Origin of the sequence: Phytohabitans aurantiacus (genome assembly GCF_027923225.1) — a bacterium.
GTDB classification, from domain to species: domain Bacteria; phylum Actinomycetota; class Actinomycetes; order Mycobacteriales; family Micromonosporaceae; genus Phytohabitans; species Phytohabitans aurantiacus.
In genome coordinates this window covers 1-16820 of sequence record NZ_BSDI01000098.1, presented here as the reverse complement: position 1 = coordinate 16820, position 16820 = coordinate 1, and the positions used below count along the sequence as shown (strand labels likewise).

The 16820-nt window shown below is 71.4% G+C and carries 17 protein-coding genes; 6 read left to right on the top strand and 11 right to left on the bottom strand.

All coding sequences use genetic code 11. The features are described from left to right. Nucleotides 1-252, top strand: a 252-nt coding sequence (locus QMG73_RS44965; protein WP_281906166.1) for a hypothetical protein, incomplete at its 5' end; no start/stop codon positions are given. Further along, nucleotides 249-878 carry a class I SAM-dependent DNA methyltransferase gene (locus QMG73_RS44960; protein WP_281906164.1) on the top strand — a complete coding sequence of 210 codons (630 nt, stop codon included), beginning with the start codon at nt 249-251 and terminating at the stop codon, nt 876-878. The genes QMG73_RS44965 and QMG73_RS44960, both read left to right, overlap by 4 nt. Nucleotides 879-1148: 270 nt before the next feature. Here the strand turns inward: QMG73_RS44960 and QMG73_RS44955 are convergent, their stop codons facing one another. After that, nucleotides 1149-1544 carry a winged helix-turn-helix transcriptional regulator gene (locus QMG73_RS44955; RefSeq protein WP_281906162.1) on the bottom strand — a complete coding sequence of 132 codons (396 nt, stop codon included), beginning with the start codon at nt 1542-1544 and terminating at the stop codon, nt 1149-1151. Nucleotides 1545-1636: 92 nt separating this feature from the next. On the opposite strand from QMG73_RS44955, the gene QMG73_RS44950 reads away from it, so the two are divergent. Further along, entirely contained in the window at nt 1637-2497 is an 861-nt protein-coding gene (locus tag QMG73_RS44950; protein ID WP_281906161.1) for an SDR family oxidoreductase, read from the top strand. Nucleotides 2498-2977: 480 nt separating this feature from the next. On the opposite strand, the gene QMG73_RS44945 is transcribed toward QMG73_RS44950, so the two are convergent. The 5 genes from QMG73_RS44945 to QMG73_RS44925 form a co-directional block, all read right to left on the bottom strand. Further along, complete coding sequence (locus QMG73_RS44945) at nt 2978-4555, bottom strand: DUF4153 domain-containing protein (RefSeq protein WP_281906160.1); 1578 nt, start codon at nt 4553-4555, stop codon at nt 2978-2980. Beyond that, on the bottom strand, nt 4552-5607 hold the full coding sequence (locus QMG73_RS44940) for a HAMP domain-containing sensor histidine kinase (RefSeq protein WP_456107264.1): 1056 nt from the start codon (nt 5605-5607) through the stop codon (nt 4552-4554). Before QMG73_RS44940 ends, QMG73_RS44945 begins: the two co-directional genes overlap by 4 nt. Before the next feature lie 115 nt (nt 5608-5722). Then, nucleotides 5723-6409 (bottom strand): response regulator transcription factor, encoded by a 687-nt coding sequence (locus QMG73_RS44935; protein ID WP_281906159.1) that lies wholly within the window; start codon nt 6407-6409, stop codon nt 5723-5725. A gap of 72 nt (nt 6410-6481) precedes the next feature. Next, the gene (locus tag QMG73_RS44930) at nt 6482-6895 is read right to left on the bottom strand and encodes a PRC-barrel domain-containing protein (protein WP_281906157.1); all 414 of its coding nucleotides are present in this window, start codon (nt 6893-6895) and stop codon (nt 6482-6484) included. A gap of 36 nt (nt 6896-6931) precedes the next feature. Next, nucleotides 6932-7720, bottom strand: a complete 789-nt coding sequence (locus QMG73_RS44925; protein WP_281906156.1) for a S1 family peptidase — start codon at nt 7718-7720, stop codon at nt 6932-6934. A gap of 234 nt (nt 7721-7954) precedes the next feature. On the opposite strand from QMG73_RS44925, the gene QMG73_RS44920 reads away from it, so the two are divergent. Together QMG73_RS44920 and QMG73_RS44915 are read left to right on the top strand one after the other, a co-directional pair. Further along, a complete protein-coding gene (locus QMG73_RS44920) occupies nt 7955-8668 on the top strand; it encodes a hypothetical protein (protein WP_281906154.1) in 714 nt (237 codons plus the stop codon). 307 nt (nt 8669-8975) lie between these two features. Further along, nucleotides 8976-9263 (top strand): metal-sensitive transcriptional regulator, encoded by a 288-nt coding sequence (locus QMG73_RS44915; RefSeq protein WP_265254476.1) that lies wholly within the window; start codon nt 8976-8978, stop codon nt 9261-9263. Between the two features lie 281 nt (nt 9264-9544). Here QMG73_RS44915 and QMG73_RS44910 read toward each other — a convergent pair whose 3' ends face one another. Then, the gene (locus tag QMG73_RS44910) at nt 9545-11302 is read right to left on the bottom strand and encodes a VanW family protein (RefSeq protein ID WP_407676954.1); all 1758 of its coding nucleotides are present in this window, start codon (nt 11300-11302) and stop codon (nt 9545-9547) included. Nucleotides 11303-11437: 135 nt separating this feature from the next. Between QMG73_RS44910 and QMG73_RS44905 the strand changes: the two genes are divergently transcribed. Next, nucleotides 11438-12340 (top strand): hypothetical protein, encoded by a 903-nt coding sequence (locus QMG73_RS44905; protein ID WP_281906152.1) that lies wholly within the window; start codon nt 11438-11440, stop codon nt 12338-12340. A 63-nt stretch (nt 12341-12403) separates the two neighbouring features. Here the strand turns inward: QMG73_RS44905 and QMG73_RS44900 are convergent, their stop codons facing one another. The 4 genes from QMG73_RS44900 to QMG73_RS44885 all read right to left on the bottom strand — a co-directional run bounded on the left by QMG73_RS44900 (nt 12404) and on the right by QMG73_RS44885 (nt 16363). Beyond that, entirely contained in the window at nt 12404-13117 is a 714-nt protein-coding gene (locus QMG73_RS44900) for a cupin domain-containing protein (RefSeq protein WP_281906151.1), read from the bottom strand. Further along, on the bottom strand, nt 13114-14025 hold the full coding sequence (locus tag QMG73_RS44895) for a DUF6807 domain-containing protein (protein ID WP_281906150.1): 912 nt from the start codon (nt 14023-14025) through the stop codon (nt 13114-13116). Before QMG73_RS44895 ends, QMG73_RS44900 begins: the two co-directional genes overlap by 4 nt. Further along, nucleotides 14022-15122: a Gfo/Idh/MocA family protein gene (locus QMG73_RS44890; RefSeq protein WP_281906148.1), complete on the bottom strand. Its 1101-nt coding sequence runs from the start codon at nt 15120-15122 to the stop codon at nt 14022-14024. The genes QMG73_RS44895 and QMG73_RS44890 overlap by 4 nt, the downstream gene beginning before the upstream one ends. A 386-nt stretch (nt 15123-15508) precedes the next feature. Next, nucleotides 15509-16363 (bottom strand): aminoglycoside phosphotransferase family protein, encoded by an 855-nt coding sequence (locus QMG73_RS44885; RefSeq protein WP_281906146.1) that lies wholly within the window; start codon nt 16361-16363, stop codon nt 15509-15511. Nucleotides 16364-16820: the final 457 nt, after the last annotated feature.

Here is a 16820-nt window from a genome sequence, read left to right as displayed (position 1 = left end):
TTTGGCGGAAAGGATCATGCCAAGACGACCGCTCCTATGTGGACCCCCACCCCCGAACACGACAAAAATCACAAACAGATCCTTAAATCCCCAGCGCCCGCCGATCAAGGACAAACGCACGCGGTTCGATCGCTCATTCGCGAGCATTCGCCCTTGATCCATGCAAATGCCCTTGATCGGCAAAGCCGATCGCGGCGCCGGCGCGAGTGCGCCGCCATGAGCGCGCTGCCGCGGATAGGTTCGTCGTCGTGATCGAGAACCCCACGCGCGCCTCCTATGACATCATCGCCACCGACTACGCGGAGTACCTCGCGAACGAGCTGGACGACCGGCCGGTGGACCGCGCCATGCTCGCGGCCTTCGCTGAGATCGCCGGCGCTGGAGGACGCGTCGCTGACGTCGGGTGCGGCCCGGGTCGGGTGACCACGCTGTTGCACGACCTGGGCCTCGACGCGTACGGCATGGACCTCTCGCCGGGAATGCTGGCGGTGGCGCGCAAGACGTACCCGCACCTGCTCTTCGAAGAGGGCACGATGTCGGCCCTCGACGTCGTGGACGGTGAGCTCGCCGGCATCGTCGCCTGGTACTCGATCATCCACATCGCGCCGGATCAGCGCCCGGCCGTGTTCGCCGAGCTCCACCGGGCCTTGGCGCCCGGCGCGCCTCTGCTGCTCGCCTTCCAGGTGGGCGACGAGGCGCTGCGTGTGTCCGAGGCGCTCGGGCACGAGGTGGCGCTGGACTTCCAGCGGTTGCGGCCCGAACGTATCGCGGACGAGCTGACCGCCGCCGGCTTCGCAATGTACGCGACGCTAGTACGCGAACGCATCGGTAACGACAAGGTCCAGCAGGCGGTCGTCCTCGCCCGCCGCGGGGTGTAGGGCGACACCCGCGATCGGCTTCGCCGATCAAGGGCATTCGCATCGATCAAGGGCGAATACACGCGGAAAAGCGATCAAACCACGTGCGTTTGCCCTTGATCGGCGGGCCGGGACGCCGGCATGGCGCGGGAGCCCGGTGCGGCGAGGCGCGGCGGCGGCGCCGGGCGGGCGGCGCGGGCGGGAGCCCGGCGCGGGGAGCGCGGCGTCGGGGGGTGCGGCGCGGAGCGCCCGACGCCCGCGGGCAGGGACGGGACGGGACGGGACGGCGCGTTATGCGCGGGTTGGGGTGGGGGTGCGCTCCGTGTCGTAGCGCCGTTGGGCGGCCATGACCTCGGGCATTTCGCCCTCCACCAGCTCGATCAGCTCGATCAGCTTGCCGGCGATCCGCTCCCCGGCTGGCGTCAGGCTGTATTCGACCTTGGGCGGGATCGTCGCCTGGACGTCGCGGCGTACGAGCCCGTCGCGCTCCAGCGCCTGGAGGGTCTGCGACAGCATTTTCTCGCTGATGCCGTCGACCCGCCGGCGCAGCGCGTTGAACCGGTACGCGCCCTCGGACAGGGCCGCCAGGGCCAGGACGCCCCACTTGCCGGCGACGTTTTCCAGGACCGCGCGGGAGGTGCAGGCACGCGCGAACACGTCGGCGACCAGTTCCTCCATCTCGTCCATGCCCATAGGCTACCTGCTCACCGGGTACTTGCTGATGTAACGGTACTCACTGTCGGTTGGCACTTTCTAAAAGTTAGTGCAGTCTGGTCGGCATGACCTTCACCGTCACCGCCGCCAGTGGCCACCTCGGCCGCCTCGCTGTCCAGGCCCTGCTCGACCAGGGTGTCCCCGCCAACCAGATCGTGGCCACGGCTCGCACGCCGGAGAAGCTCTCCGACCTCGCCGCCCAGGGCGTACAGGTCCGCGAGGCCGACTACTCGAAGCCCGAGACCCTGGCCAGCGCGTTCGCCGGCGCCGAGAAGCTGCTCCTGATCTCGGGCAGCGAGGTCGGTCAGCGGGTCCCGCAGCACACCAACGCGGTCAAGGCCGCGGTCGAGGCGGGCGTCAAGCTGATCGCTTACACCAGCGCGCCGTACGCGGACACCACCGACCTGCCCGTCGCCCCCGAGCACAAGGCCACCGAGGAGATCATCCGAGCCTCCGGCGTGCCGTTCGTGTTCCTGCGCAACGGCTGGTACTTCGAGAACTACACCGAGAACCTCGCGTCCGCCCTCCAGTACGGCGCGCTGCTCGGCTCGGCCGGCGATGGCCGGATCTCCGCCGCCACCCGGGCCGACTTCGCCGCCGCGGCCGCCGCTGTGCTGACCGGCGACGGCCACGAGAACGCGGTGTACGAGCTGGGCGGCGACGAGCCGTTCACGATGGCCGAGCTGGCCGCCGAGGTGACCCGCCAGAGCGGCACCGAAGTCGCCTACCGGGACCTGCCCGCCGACGAGTACGAGAAGGCGCTCGTCGCCGCCGGCGTGCCCGACGTGTACGCCAACGTGCTCGCCGCCTGCGACGTCGAGGTCCGCAAGGGCGCGCTGTTCATCGGCAGCGGCGACCTGAGCCGCCTCATCGGCCGCCCGACCACCCCGCTGGCGGACGCGGTCGCCACCGCCGTCAAGAACTAAGAACCAAGACCGGGATTCGGGCTACCGCGACGTCCGCCGCGCTCACGACCGTTGCTCCCGCGGCCTCACCCCGCGCGATTCACAACCCCGCACCCCGCCGTGATCAGGGCGTCCCTCAGGTCGCTCTAACGACTTCAGGGACGCCCTGATCACGCTGGTGGGGGGTGTGGGGACGCGGAGGGTGAGGCCGCGGGAGCAACGGCATCGCCCACGACGGCCATCGCGGCAGCTCAGCTCCTGCCTTGGAACCAGATCGCCGATCAAGGCCATCCGCGGTGTGAGGCGGCGCGCCGTCGCGGCCGGGGGCCAGCCGCCGGGCTTGAGGACTGGCAGCGGCGTGCCGCCGCGCCCAGCGCGCCGATCAAGGGCAATCGCATGGATCAAGGACGAATACACGCGGTTTTGAGATCCAACCACGTGCATACGCCCTTGATCGGCGGGAGGGGGCGCGATCGGGCGCGGGAGCTGGCGGAGCGGTCGTCAGTAGCGGCTCCACGCGGGGCCGCAGGCCGAGTTCCACGTTAGGTTCGCGGCGGGGATGGCGGCCACTACCTCGCGGGCCTCGCGACGGCCTAGGTTCCACTCCCGCCAGCCGTCCGGCTTCAGGGCCAGATCGTGTGCGATCTCCTGCAGCGCGCAGCCGCGCAGTGGCGCCGGCAGTTCCTCCAGTGCCGGCGCCGCGTCCGCGGACAGGCCCGACAGGTACGCGGTGTCGATCTTGCCGGTCTGCTCGTGCCGCTCGACGTTGCGCTCGGCGATGAACCGGTCGGGGTTGAGCGCCGCCAGCCCGATCAGCGCCGCCACCGCGCTGCCGACCACCGCACGGGGCAGCCAGCCGGCGCGCAGCCGGATCCCCGCGGTGAGCACCATCGCCAGTACGACGCCGAGCCACAGCTCGCACACGCTCACCAGCACCCGCAGGCGCGTAAAACCGTACGCCTCCTCGTAGGTGTGCATCCGGTACAGCGCGGAGGCGACGATCACCAGGCAGAGTGCGGCGAGCCCGCCGAGCAGTACCCGCACCAGCACCCGGTCGCCGCGCAGCTCCCGGGGTGCCCAGCGAGCGGCCGCCGCCAGGATGGCCAGGGTGAGCGCGGTGACCACGAGCAGCTGCCAGAATCCCTTGCGCGCGTACTCGGCGTAGGTCAGCCCAGCGGTGCTCAGCACATGCTTCTCGCCGCCGAACAGCACCGCGATCTGCACGGCCACGAAGACGGCGAAGACCACGTTCAGGGCGGCCAGCGGCAGTGTCCACTCCAGACGGTGCAGCTTCGCCTTCGCCGGCTTCTCCAGGTCCGCGAAGCTCGGCGGCCCGGCGAGCAGGTACGCGGCGCCGATCACGGCCGCCGCGCCGAAGAGGAACAGCCACACCTTGTCCATGTGTACCGCGATGTCGGCTTCTGGAACGAGCCGCCCGACGAGCTCGGCGAAGGCGGCGTCGGCACCCGCGAACAGCGCGCCGAAGACGACGACCAGCAGGACGGTCATGGCGACCGCCGCGACGACGCGCACGTTCGGGGCGCTCCGGCGCTTGTGTCGCAGCGCGCGCAGTGCGTGCCACGCCCACGGTGTCGCGCGCAGCACCGCCACCGGGATCGTGCCGGACGCCGCGAAGATCGAGCGGAATCCGTGTGCCGGTGTCACCGCGAGCGAGGCGGTCACCGCCGCCGCCAGCAGGCAGAGGAGGAACAGCCAACCGGCGGCCCGGATCGTTCCCAGACCGATCAGCGTCACGGTGGCGGCTGTCCACAGTGGTTGGAGGCGGCCCGGGAAGTGGCGCCGGGACAGGGTGACGAGCGCGGTCGTGGCCGTCAGCGCGGTGACGAGCCAGCCAATGCCGGGCCGGTCGAGGGGAACGCTGGCCGCCGCCACGACACCGGTCGCGGCGGCCGCGCCCAGCGCGAGCGCCGGGGCGGACCTGAGCGGGCCGGGCCACCGCTTCTCGAAGGGTGTCGGCGGGCGCGGGCCCAGTACGGGCTGCCACGGCTGGGCACCGGGCGCGACGGCGGGCGGCGGCTGGGTGGGCGGTGGGGCGGGTCGCTTCGGCGGAGCTGTCATGTCGGCCTCTTATCGTCCACTGTGGTCGGAGTGGGGATGGTGACCCGGATCCGGCAGCCGGGCTTCGCGTCGGTGCGGTCGAGCGCGGCCACGGTGCCGCCGTGCATCTCCACCACCCAGCGCGCGATCGCCAGCCCCAGGCCGGTGCCGCCGTCCGCCGCGCCGGCCCGGTCGCCGCGCGTGAACCGCTCGAACACCCGGGCCCGCTGGTCCGGCGGGATGCCCTCGCCCTCGTCGATCACCTCGAAGTGCGTCCGGTCGGTGCCGGCTATGGCGGACACGAGCACGGTGCCGCCGGGCGGGCTGTGCCGGGCCGCGTTGTCGAGCAGGTTGGCGAACACCTGCCGCAGCCGGTCGGCGTCCGCTATTACGGTGCCGGCGGACGCGGCACCGCGTACCCGAAAATCAACCTGACGCCCGGCGCCGGTCGCGGTCACCGCGGCCTCCTGGATGGCTGCGTCCAGGAACTCCGCGACGTCGATCTCGACGCGGTCGAGCGGCACCACCCCGGCGTCGAGCCGGGACAGGTCCAGCAGCTCGACCACGAGGCGGCCGAGCCGTTCGGACTGCGCGAGTGCCGTGCGCAGCGTCGCGGTGTCGGCGCGCGCGACCCCGTCGACGAGGTTCTCCAGCAGGCCCTGCAGGGCCGTGATGGGCGTGCGCAGCTCGTGCGAGACGTTCGCGATCAGCTCGCGGCGCTGCTGGTCGGCGGCCGCCAGGTCGGCGGCCATCTGGTTGAACGCGAGCGCCAGCTCTCCCACCTCGTCGCGGGAGGTGGCGCGGACCCGGCGGGTGTAGTCGCCCCGGGCCATGGCGCGGGCGGCGGCGGTCATCTCGCGCAGCGGCGAGGTCATGCCGTGCGCGAGGACCTGCGAGGTGAGCAGCGCGACGCCGATCGCGGTGGCCGAGGTGAAGTACGGGATCCAGCCGATGCCCTGCCAGAAGACGGCGAGCCCGGCCGCACCGGAGCTGACCAGCAGGATGCCCAGCTTCACCTTGATGGAGCGCACCGGGTCGAGCGGGCGTGGCAGGGCGTCCATCAGCGCACTCACTGTGCCTCCTGATTCGCTCGGTCGCGCGGCGCCGAGGGCGACGCCGTCCTCCGCGCCACGCACGACTGCGTCGGCGCGTCGCGTCGTCCAGGCGCCGCCGCGCCAGCTCCCTCGCTCATTGCCGCACCTCCAGGGCGTAGCCGACGCCGTGCACGGTGCGGATGAGGTCGCCGCCGAGCTTGCGGCGCAACGCCTTGACGTGGCTGTCGACCGTGCGGGTGCTGCACTCGTCGGCCCAGCCCCACACGTCGGCGAGCAGCTGCGTGCGGGGCAGCACGGTGCGCGGCCGGCCCGCGAAGTGCACCAGCAGGTCGAACTCGGTGGGCGTCAGGTGCGCCTCGACACCGGCCCGGCGCACCCGGCGCTCCGCCTGGTTGATTTCGAGATCGCCGAGCCGGATCGAGGGCGCGTTGTCGCGGGCGGCCGCGGCGGCACGCTCGAACCGCCGCAGCAGCGCGTGCACGCGCGCGGCCAGTTCGCGCAGCGAGAACGGCTTGGTCAGGTAGTCGTCGGCACCGACCGCCAGGCCGACCAGCAGGTCGTTTTCGTCGTCGCGGGCGGTGAGCATGAGCACCGGCACCGGCCGCTCGGCCTGGATCCGGCGGCACACCTCGAGGCCGTCGAAGCCGGGCAGCATGATGTCGAGCACGACCAGATCGGGGCGCATCTCACGCGCCGCGACGACCGCGCTCGGGCCGTCGCCGGCGATCCGCACCACGAACCCCTCGGCGCGCAGCCTGGCGGCCACCGAGTCGGCGATGGTGCGCTCGTCTTCCACGACCAGGACACGACGCTCACTCATGCCCGCACTCTATGCAGCGGTCGTGGAGAGGAACCGCGCGAGTTGTGAACGACCTGTGGAGATCGTTATGCGCTATTCGTACGTTCCGGCGTAGTACCCGCCGACCTGGTCGCGGTACTCGGTGGTGTCGAACGTGTCCTTGTCGTACTCGGGAGAGTTCTTGACCTGTTCCTTGGTCCGGTCGACGTAGACCGTGCGCCCGTCGTGGTCGATGCGGTCGACGGTGCCCGCGGGCAGCAGCACCTTCCGACCGAAGATCCACGGGCCGGTGTCGACGACCAGGTGGGCGCCGCCGACCTCGTAGTTCGCCTTGTCGACCTTGCCGATGCCGCCGTCGATGGCCTCGACGTCGTATCCGGACAGGTCGGCGCTCGCACGCTCGTCGTCTTCGGGACGGTCGCCGGGCGGCTCCATCTCGGTGCCGGCGGTGGCGGCGATCAGGCCGGGGTCTCGCCAGACCCAGGGAGCGAAGGGAATCGGTTGCATGTTTTCGTAGTACCCATGCGGCCAGGCCGCTACGCGTCAGCCGATGATGCCGCGGATCCAGGGCCGGATGTTGTCGATCCGCCCGGTGGTCTCCTCGCCGGTGTGCGGGCAGCTCGGCCCGCCGCTCTCCACCGCCACCAGTTCGTAGCGCAGCTCGGGCTTCGCCGCGCGCCGCTCGGTGAAGTACGGGCCGCCCGAGTCGTAGGGGCACGGCGTGGTGTTGGACTGCGGCGCGAACCCGGTCATGGCGATGGTCGACGTCGCGACCGACACCACCTTGAGCTGGCCGGTGCGCAGCCGGGTCACGGGCACCGGATTGGTACTGGTCAGCGACCCGTACCCGGTCAGCCGGACCACCGTGCCGACCGCCGGCGGCGCGATGGCCAGCCGAAGCGGCTTGATGTCGGTGATCGGGGTCTCGATCTGGGCGAGCGCGATGTCGTTGGTCGGCGACTGCCGCACGGCGACGACGGTGACGACGTGGCCGCCGGTGCCGGAAAGGTCGGTGCGGCCGACCGTGGCGGTGGTGAGGTCGGCGACCGGCCGCTCCACCCGGACGCCGTTGACGTCGCGGAAGCAGTGGCCCGCCGTCATCACCCACTGGGGCGCGACCAGCGAGCCGGAGCAGGCGCTGTTGCGCTTGCCGCCGTCGGGAGTGGGGATGCCCGTCATGGTCAGTTTGACCGAGAACGGGTACATCCCGATCGGCACTTCCTCACCGTTGGCGATCGCGTCGGCGGGGAGGGCGGACGCCAGGACGGCGGCCCCGGCGGCCAGCACAGTAGACAAAAGCACAGCTAGGCGGGTGCGCCGGTAGCGCCTCACAGCAACACATCCCTCTGAGTGGCGGCCTCTCAGTGCCGGCCTCTGAGTTGCCGGCCAACCGGGCCAGCGTCCCCGTTACCCGATGCAACCTACCCCACCGCCGCGGCCGGCCCCGCCCCGGCGAGCGCCCACCGGCGCGCGAGCACGCGCCGGCGGGACTGTCCTCCATCCCGTCGGCCACGAGGCCGAGGCGGCACATGCGCCAACAATGTCAAATACCGCTAGGTTGGCGAGGTGAGCCGGTGGTGGGTACTGCTGTCGATCCCGCTCGTGGCGTTGCTGGCCGCGATGCTCCTCCCCCTCAACGACGGGTTCTACGAGTTCTGGGTCAACTACGACCCGCAGGGCGACGCCCAGCAGTACGAACGCCATCAGACGACGATCGCCTTCCGGTACACGTCGGGTGTCCTGTGTGGACAGCTCGTGGCGCTGCTCGCGGGCGCCGTGCTGGCGTTGCGCCAGCGGGCCTGGGCCCTCGCGACGGCCGTGCCGCTCGGCGCGGTCCTCGCGGCGACGGTCTTCGCGGTGTCCTACGCCCGCGACGGGAGGGCGCCCCTCACCGACGCCGCGATCGCGCGGCTGGTGACCGTGGAACTGGCGGCGTTCCCGCTCTTCGCCGCGGTGGGCGTCGGCCTGGGCCTGGCGCTGGGGCGCCGCTGGTATCTCCTGCCGCTGGCGCTGCCCGCCTTCGCGATCATGTGGGCGATCGGCCTGACGCAGGACGACCGATGGGGCGGGCCGGAGTGGCTGCTGTGGGTACTCCCGCCGCTCGCCGCCGCGACGGCGATACCGCTGACCACCATGTCCGTCGACGTCTGGCCCGACCCGCCGGTCACCGTGGGCGACGGCGGCAAGGGCGCGCTGGTCGCGCTGGTTGGCGGCATCATCCTGTACGCGGGCAGCCTGAACCTGCTCGGCATGGTGCTCGCCCGCCGCCGTCGGGTCTAGCCCCTCCGCCCCGCGCCGGGCTACCCGCCGCGCGGGGTGCGGCCTCCCGCCGCGCGGGTGCGGCCTCCCGCCGCGCGGGTGCGGCTTCCCGCGCGGGGTGCGGCCTCCCGCGCGGGGTGCGGCCTCCCGCGCGGGGTGCGGCTTCCCGCCGATCAAGGGCGAATGCACGCGGTTGGATCTCAAATCCGCGTGCGTTTGCCCTTGATCGATGCGATGTCCCTTGATCGGCGCGCGATGCGCGCCGCGCGAGGGCCCTCCGCCCCGCGCCGGTGTTACAGTTCCAGCGCAGCGGCGGTGAGAGGGCGACATGGAGCAGCACGGCTACATCCACAACAAGGACGACTATCTGCGCCGGCTGCGGCGCATCGAGGGTCAGGCGCGCGGCCTGCAGCGCATGGTTGAGGAAGAGAAGTACTGCATCGACATTCTCACCCAGGTGTCCGCGATGACGAAGGCCCTCCAGTCGGTCGCGCTCGGCCTGCTCGACGAGCACCTGAGCCACTGCGTCGTCGAGGCCGCGGCGGCCGGCGGGCCCGAGGCTGACGCGAAGGTCAAAGAGGCGTCCGAGGCGATCGCGAGGCTCGTGCGCTCCTGAACGGCCGCAACCGCCCGCATAGCGGGCGCCTCATGGCCGCCCGGGCGCACAACCACCCGCCGGGCCGCCGCGCACGGGGCGGCGCGCAACCGCGCGGCGCGCGCCGATCAAGGGCAATCGCATCGATCAAGGGCGAATACACGCGGTTTTGAGATCGAACCACGTGCATTCGCCCTTGATCGACGGCAGCCGGCGGGCGCCGCGGCCGGCAGCCGACGGGCGCCGCAGGCGGCGGCCAGCGCCGCGAGCCGCACCACGCGGGGTAGCCAGCGCCGCGAGCGCTACTCGCCAGCCGGCTTCTTGGCGCAGATGAAGCGCGGCTCGGCCTGGTAGGTCCAGCTGAACTTCTCGCGCTTGACCTCCTTGCCGCCCTTGCGGAAGACCCGGTACGCGTCCTGCGTGAAGCCGTCGCTGCCGCTCGCCTCGATGCAGCTCGGCCCGGGATCGAGGTAGACCGTGCGCGGCTTGGTGATGTTGCGGCGCGGGCTCCACTCGGTCTTGACGCTCTCGTACACCTTCGTGCTCCACATCGACACTGTGATCGAGTTCGACGTGTAGGAGGTGTCGATGACGACGCCGTACGGCGAGTCGTTGCGGAACTTGAAGTCCAGATCGGGCCAGAAGATCGTCGACTCGATGACCGCCGGGTACCGGCTGAAGTAGTACGAGTGCGGCTTGTGCTCGACGTCCTTGAGCCCGGCGTAGTACGAGGCGTTGAACAGCGTCGTGGTGAACTGCGAGACGCCGCCGCCCACGCCCGGCACCAGCTTGCCGCCGACGATGGTCGGCGCGTCCTTGTACCCGTCGGCGTAGCCGCGCATGCCGGTGTGCCCGTTGAGCGAGAACGTCTCGCCGGGCTTCACCAGCGCGCCATCGACCTGTTTGGACGCGAGCACGATGTTCTGGCTACGCGGCGACGACAGCCCGCCGGTGAACTTCGTCGTGAACGTCGACACCCGCTCCTTGATGCCCAGCTTGGCGATGTCGGCGTCGGTGGTCTTGGGCGCCGAGTCCTTCATTGTCGCGGCGACCGTGCGGCCGTCGGTCTTGGGGAGGACGCCGAGCAGGTCACGCGACAGGGCGGCGGTGTCCACCTCGTGCCCCGCGGTGCCGGCGGTGACCTTCGGCTTGCCGGCGACGATCGCGACCGTGGCGTCCTTGGCCTTGACCTCGACCTTGGCGAGTGGCTTCGCGATCGCGGCGCGCAGCTTCTTCTCGTCGATCCTCGGCGTGATCTTGCCGGTCTTGTCGGCGGTCAGCACGAGGCTCTTGGCGATCTCGGCCGGCAGTACCGTCACCGTGCCGCGATTGGTGGTCACGGTGACCGGTCCGGAGACGGCGGGCGTGGCCAGGTCGGCGACCAGCTTGTCGACCTCTTCGGCGGTGGTCGCCGGGTGCACCTCGACGATCGGCACGGTCAGCGGGTAGGTGCCCAGCCAGCCCTCGCGGACGGCCTGCGCGGTCTTCTCCGGCTCCAGCCCGGTGCCCGGCTTGGGGTACACGGGCTTGGGTGTGGTCCCCTCGAACGTGATCGCCGGCATCCGCATGGCCTGCGCGTCCTTGCCCAGGTCGTCGCGGAGCGCGGCGTCGAGGCGCTCGGCGTCGACCGTGACGACCGGCTTGACGGTGCGCGAGCCGAACATGTGCCAGCCACCGTCCGCGGCCGCCGCGACCGTGGCGTCGATGTCCATGGCCAGCCCCACCTCGGCTGGGCTGATCTCCACCGTCTTGTCACCGAGGCGCACCGGCACGGCGGTGTCGAGCCGGCCCGCCAGGCCGACCCGCAGCGCCTTCGCGGCGTCCGCCTTGCTCTTGGCGCCGATGTCGATGCCCAGCACCGTGGTGCCGCGCGGCACGTCGCCCGCGAACCCGTACAGCGCGACGCCTCCGGCGGCCACGAGCACCACCGCGGCGACGGCGGCGCCGATGAACACGCGCCGGCGGGACGTGCGCGGCGGGGTGGCGGCGGGCGGGACGGCCGGGATCTGGACGGTCGGCGCGTCGCTCGTGGACGGGTGCGGTGCGCCAGGCGAACTCACGGGATGACCTCGATTCACAAACACATGGGGTACCGGCGCGGGCGGCCCGCACCGCCCGGACGCATCGTAGCGGTCGGACACAGTACTGTCCGATTCGTTCAAGCCGACCGCTATAACGATCCGTAACGTTGAGCCATGAACCGACTGAATCCGGACATGTCGCGCCGGGCCGCCGCGTTCGTATGGCTCACCGGGCGGGTGCTGGACCAGCGCCGGCTGGCCCACTTTACCGGCGGCAACGGCGTCGACGAGGTCCTGAGAGCTCTGGATGCCTACGAGACGAGTGACGGCGGACACGCATTTGCGCTCGAACCGGACATTCGAGGTCCTCTCCCCCAGCCCCTGACGTCGATGACCGCCCTGCGGGTGCTCGACGAGGTCGGCGCGCTGGACGCCGGACGCGCCGCGCGGATCTGCACCTGGCTGGCCGGGCACGTCACGCCCGACGGGGGCATTCCGGCGGTACTCGGCACGATCCTCGCGTATCCGCGGCCGCCGTGGATCGTGCCGCCGGAGCCGCTCGCGGGTGGCCTGCTGCCGACCGGCCGCATCGCTGGCCTGCTGCTCAAGCACGGCGTAGGCGCGCCGTGGCTGGACGGCGCGGTCGAGTTCTGCTGGTCGGCCGTCGAGGGCCTGACCACCAGTCACCCTTATGAGGTGGAGAGCGCGGTCGCGTTCCTCGACCACGCACCGGACCGGTCGCGCGCCGCGAAAGCGGCAGCGCGGTTGGGGGACCTGGTCCGTGACGAGTCTCTGGTACTTGTCGACCCGTCCCGCCCCGAGACCGCCCGACCCGCTCCCGGGTACGCCGAAACCGAGTTCCACTACGCCTACGACTTCGCGCCCACGCCGTCGAGCCTCGCGGCGGCCTGGTTCACCGGCACCGAGTGGGCCGCGGCGCTGGACCACCTCGCCGCCGCCCAGCAGGACGACGGCGGCTGGCCCATCCTGTGGCGCCAGTGGTCACCCACGACGGCCTTCGAGGCCCGCCCCGCGGTGACCGTCGAAGCGTTAAGAACCCTCCGCGCCCACTCGTGACCCTCCCCCACCCGTGATCAGGGCGTCCCTCAAGTCGCCCTAACGACTTGAGGGACGCCCTGATCACGCTTGTGGGGTGTGCAGCTTGCGCAGGCGGCCGCACATGCCCCAGCCGACCTCGGTGCTCGGCGGCGACTCCAGCAGCGCGGACTCTCGCAGGTGCCGGCCGTCGCCCCCGGCGAGCGCGTCGAGCACCTCGCCGGTGTGCCGCACCTCCGCCGCCACGGTGCGCTCCCACGTCTCGCGCCACCCGGCCACCTTCGGCCGCACCAGCGCCGCGGCCTGATCGTAGAAGCGCTCGAGCGGCCCGCTGTCTCCACTCTGGACACTCGCGACCAGTTCCAGGAATCCCGCGACCGCGAGATCCCGCCGGTACTCCGCGGCCATGCGCATCTCGACATCGTCCACATCGGACGGCAGCGTGGCGGCGGCACGGTACCGATCCGCGTCGCCGACCACCTCCGGCGGGAAAGTCATCACCGCGTCGCCGGCCTCGGGCAGCCCCGCGTTCGACATGACGACGACGACCTCAAGGCCGCCCCGGTTGACGGCGCGGTGGATGGTGCCGGGCGAGAACCACACCGTCGAGCCGGCCCGCAGCGGCGTCTCCCGGAATCCGGAAGCGTCGAGGGTGTGCAGCGCGCCTTCCCCGCCCACCACGACGTACGCCTCGGTGGACGCGGTGTGCACGTGCGGCGTGCCGCCTTCGAGCCCGTCCCGGCACGCTCCGTTGTAGACGGACAGCCGGGTGACCGACGTGCCGCCCGGGAAGTTCATGCCAGTACCTGCCGGCCCCGGGCCGCCAGCTCCGCCGTACCCTCGTCGCCGCGGTCTCCGTCGGCTACCACGACGGCGTACCGGAAGCGGATCGTGGTGCCCGGCGGCACCGGCAGCTCCTCGTCGAAGAACGGCGCCGGGCAGATACAGGCGAACTCCTCGCTGCGCACGAACCACAGTGGAGGATGCTGCGGGTTGCCCGCGTCGTCGACCATCACGACGGTCGAGGCGGTGCCGGTCTCGTCGTGCTTGCCGCGGAACGCCAGCCACTCGGCGCGGGTGCCCCGCAGGTCGTTGCCGCTGCCCTTTCCGGCCGGCGACTGCACGAGGCCGCCGGTGAACGAGCGGGGCCCACGCCAGAAGAGCCCGCCGTACCCCGCGTTCTCCCGCCCCTTGGTGGTCGGCGAGCCGATGTCGAGGGTCTCCCCGGACACGTTGGTCATCGTGGTGTCGAAGGTCAGCACCCAGGTGGTGCCGTCGAGCACGGTGGCCGACAGCGCCCGGTGCTCGTCGATGACCGGCTCGCCGGCCTGCGAGTACCAGTCGAGCCGGTGCGCGATCGCGACCCGGTCGCCGCTGACTGACAGCTCGGTCAGCTCCCGGTGTACGGCGCTGCCGTTGTTCTCCTTCTGCACGTAGAACTGGCCGTGCGTGTACGTCGGGCCGCCCCAGAAGTTGTGCGGGCCGACGTGCGGCAGCGACCACGCGATCCCCTTGTGCCACACGTGGTCGTGCGGCCGGTACAGGCTGACGAGGTCGCCGGTGAGCGTGCGGATCGGGTGCAGGTACGGCTTCGGAGACTCCAATGTGGGCGTGTCCGGCCGGTACGTGTAGGTGAAAAGCTCGACGGCGCCGGCGGATACGGTCACCGAGTGGTCGAGGGCGTGGTTCGCTGCGAGCGTGCTCACTGGGCGGTCACCTTTCCCCACGGCGTGCCCGTGCCGTCCATCCTCTTGGCGAACGGACTGTCCGCCCCGATCTGTCCACACCGGACTCTCTCCCCCGTGAACGCGGACGCGTACAGCGCCGCGACGAACTCCATGGTGCGCCGGGTCTCGGCGAGCGTCACCGGTGGCGCCTCGCCCGCGTCGAGGGCGTCGTACACCGCCGCGAGCTGCGCGTCGTGACCGCTCGGCACCGATACCGTGTCGGCCGCCCAGCGGTCGACGAGGCCATCGTGCCCGGGCGCCGGCGTGACCGTCCAGTTCTTGTCCGTGTACCCGTAGAGGTGCTCCAGCTCGACGGTGGCGTTTTCGTAGTCGAACCGGAGGACCGACGTCTCGCGCGGCGACACCACCGAGTTCACCACCGACGCCACGACGCCACTCTCGAACGTCACCAGAGCCATCGAGACGTCTTCCGTCTCGGTGGGACGAGCCCGGCGGGCCGCGACGGCGGTAACCTCTTCCCACGGGCCCAGCACCGACAGCAACAGGTCAAACTGGTGGATGCCGTGGCCCATCGTGGGCCCGCCACCCTCGTTCTCCCACTTGCCGCGCCACGGCACCGCGAAGTAAGCCTCGTCCCGGTACCACTGCGTGTCGCACGTGGCGAGCAGCGGCCGTCCGAGCTCGCCCTCGGCGGCCATCCGCCGCAGCCGGACCGCGCCGGACCCGAAACGGTGCTGGAAAATCGTCGCCATGTGGGCCGTCGAGCGGCTCTCCGCGGCGACCAACTCGTCCAACTCGGCCAGGGAGAGCGTCGGCGGCTTCTCCACGACCGCGGTCACCCCGGCGGCCAGGCACTCGATCGCCAGCCCGGCGTGCTGCTGTGGCGGCGTGCAGATGTGCACGACGTCGACCTTCTCCTCCAGCAGCAGCTCGGACAGGCTCGCGAAGGAGCGCGGCACGCCCCACGTCTCGGCGAACGCCCTGGCCCGGTCGACGTCGATGTCGACCGCCGCCACGAGGTCAGCCCGGTCGGTCGCGGCGCGCACGGCACGCGCGTGGGCGGTCGCGATCGCTCCGGTGCCGACGATCGCCGTACGGTAACTGCGTTGCGACATGCTGTGGTTACTTCCACTCTTCGGTTGAGGAAAACGCTTTCCGATCCTCCCCCGCCCTTCCGGCCCCCGTCAACCCGCCCACCCAACCACCCGCCCCCGTCCTCGCCACCCCCGCACTCGCCGCCCGCCGGCTCTTGCCCTCGCCGCCCGCCGGCCTCGCTCGCCTCGCCTCGCCGATCAAGGGCAAATGCACGTGGTTGGATCTCTTTTCCGCGTGCGTTCGCCCTTGATCGATGGAGATCTCCTTGATCGCCGAGTTGCAGGCGCTGCGCGCCCGGGAGTGGCTGCGCACCGTGCGGACGCCGTGCCGCGCCCGTACCTCGGCCACCGGCGCGGCCGCCTCGACTTCCCTGTACACGTGCGATCCATCGGACGGAGCCCGACGCCTACGCATACTCGTTGTGGTCTGCCAGGACCTCGCCAATCACCCGCTGGTTGACGGCGCTCTCCTGTGGGTCCGTGCTCCCGGACAGGACCAGCATGGCCTTCCAGAGCGCCCAACCCCGCGCCCGCGCCCACGCGCCCTCGTCGTGGGCGACCGCCTCGCGAAACGCGCGCCGGCTGTCGCCGGAGAACATCGTCCACGCGATCACGAGATCACAGGCTGGGTCACCGACGCCCGAGGTACCGAAGTCGATGACCGCGACGAGCTTCCCATCGGCGACCAACAGGTTGCCGGCGGCGATGTCGCCGTGGAACCACACCGGCTCACCACGCCACTCGGCGGCCAGTGCCGCATCCCATACGGCGCCGGCGGCGACCGCGTCGATGCGACCGTCCAGCGTCGCCAGATCCCGCCGTGCCTCGCCGTCGTAGTAGGCCGGCGACGCGCCCCGGTGCCAACTGTGTTCCCCGGCTGGCGGCCCACCGGCGGTGTCACATCGTTGCAGGGCAAGGATAAACTCGGCCACCGAGACCGCGAACGCCGGCATATCGTCGATGCGCCCAGGGGCCGCCGGCGCGCCTGAAAGCCATCCTCGCACCGACCATGGAAACGGGTACCCTTCCCCGGGCTCACCCATCGCCAGGATCGGCGGCACGGCGACGGGCAGACCGGGCGCCAGACGCGGCAGCCACTCGTTCTCCTTGGCCACGGCGGGCACATAACCGGCCGCGGTGGGCAGCCGCGCTGTCATATCGTCACCCAGCCGGTAGGTGCGGTTGTCCCACCCGTCGACCTCGACGGGCGTGACCGGCAAGTCGCTCCACTGCGGAAACTGGGCAGCGATCAGCCGCTTCACCAGCGCAGCATCGATACCAGCACGGCCGTCGGCATGATTGACACCCACCCCGTGATCATCACCTGCGCCCCCGCTGCTCGCCAACCCGGTTATCGCACCCTCGGACGGGCCAGGCGCCCTCCTCGCCTCCGAGGGCAAACCCCCTCGCCGCCCAGGGCCCCCGCCATCGCGGGCCAACCCCTTCATCGCCCGCAACCCCTTGCCGGCCGAGCGCAAACCCCTCGCCGCCCACAGGCCAACCCCTGCCACCCACAGGCCAAACCCTCGCCACGTGCGTTCGCCCTCGATCCGTGCAAACGCCCTTGCCGCCGCCACATAGCAGCCGGCCCCAGGCAAACGCCGCGGCCGCGTGTGGTGCTGTGTCCGCCTACCGTCGACGTCCGGACGGATACGGGGCCCGACGCCACCGACCCGCGGATACGGCGACCGCTGGCTTGCGGCGGCCGCGCCCACGCCC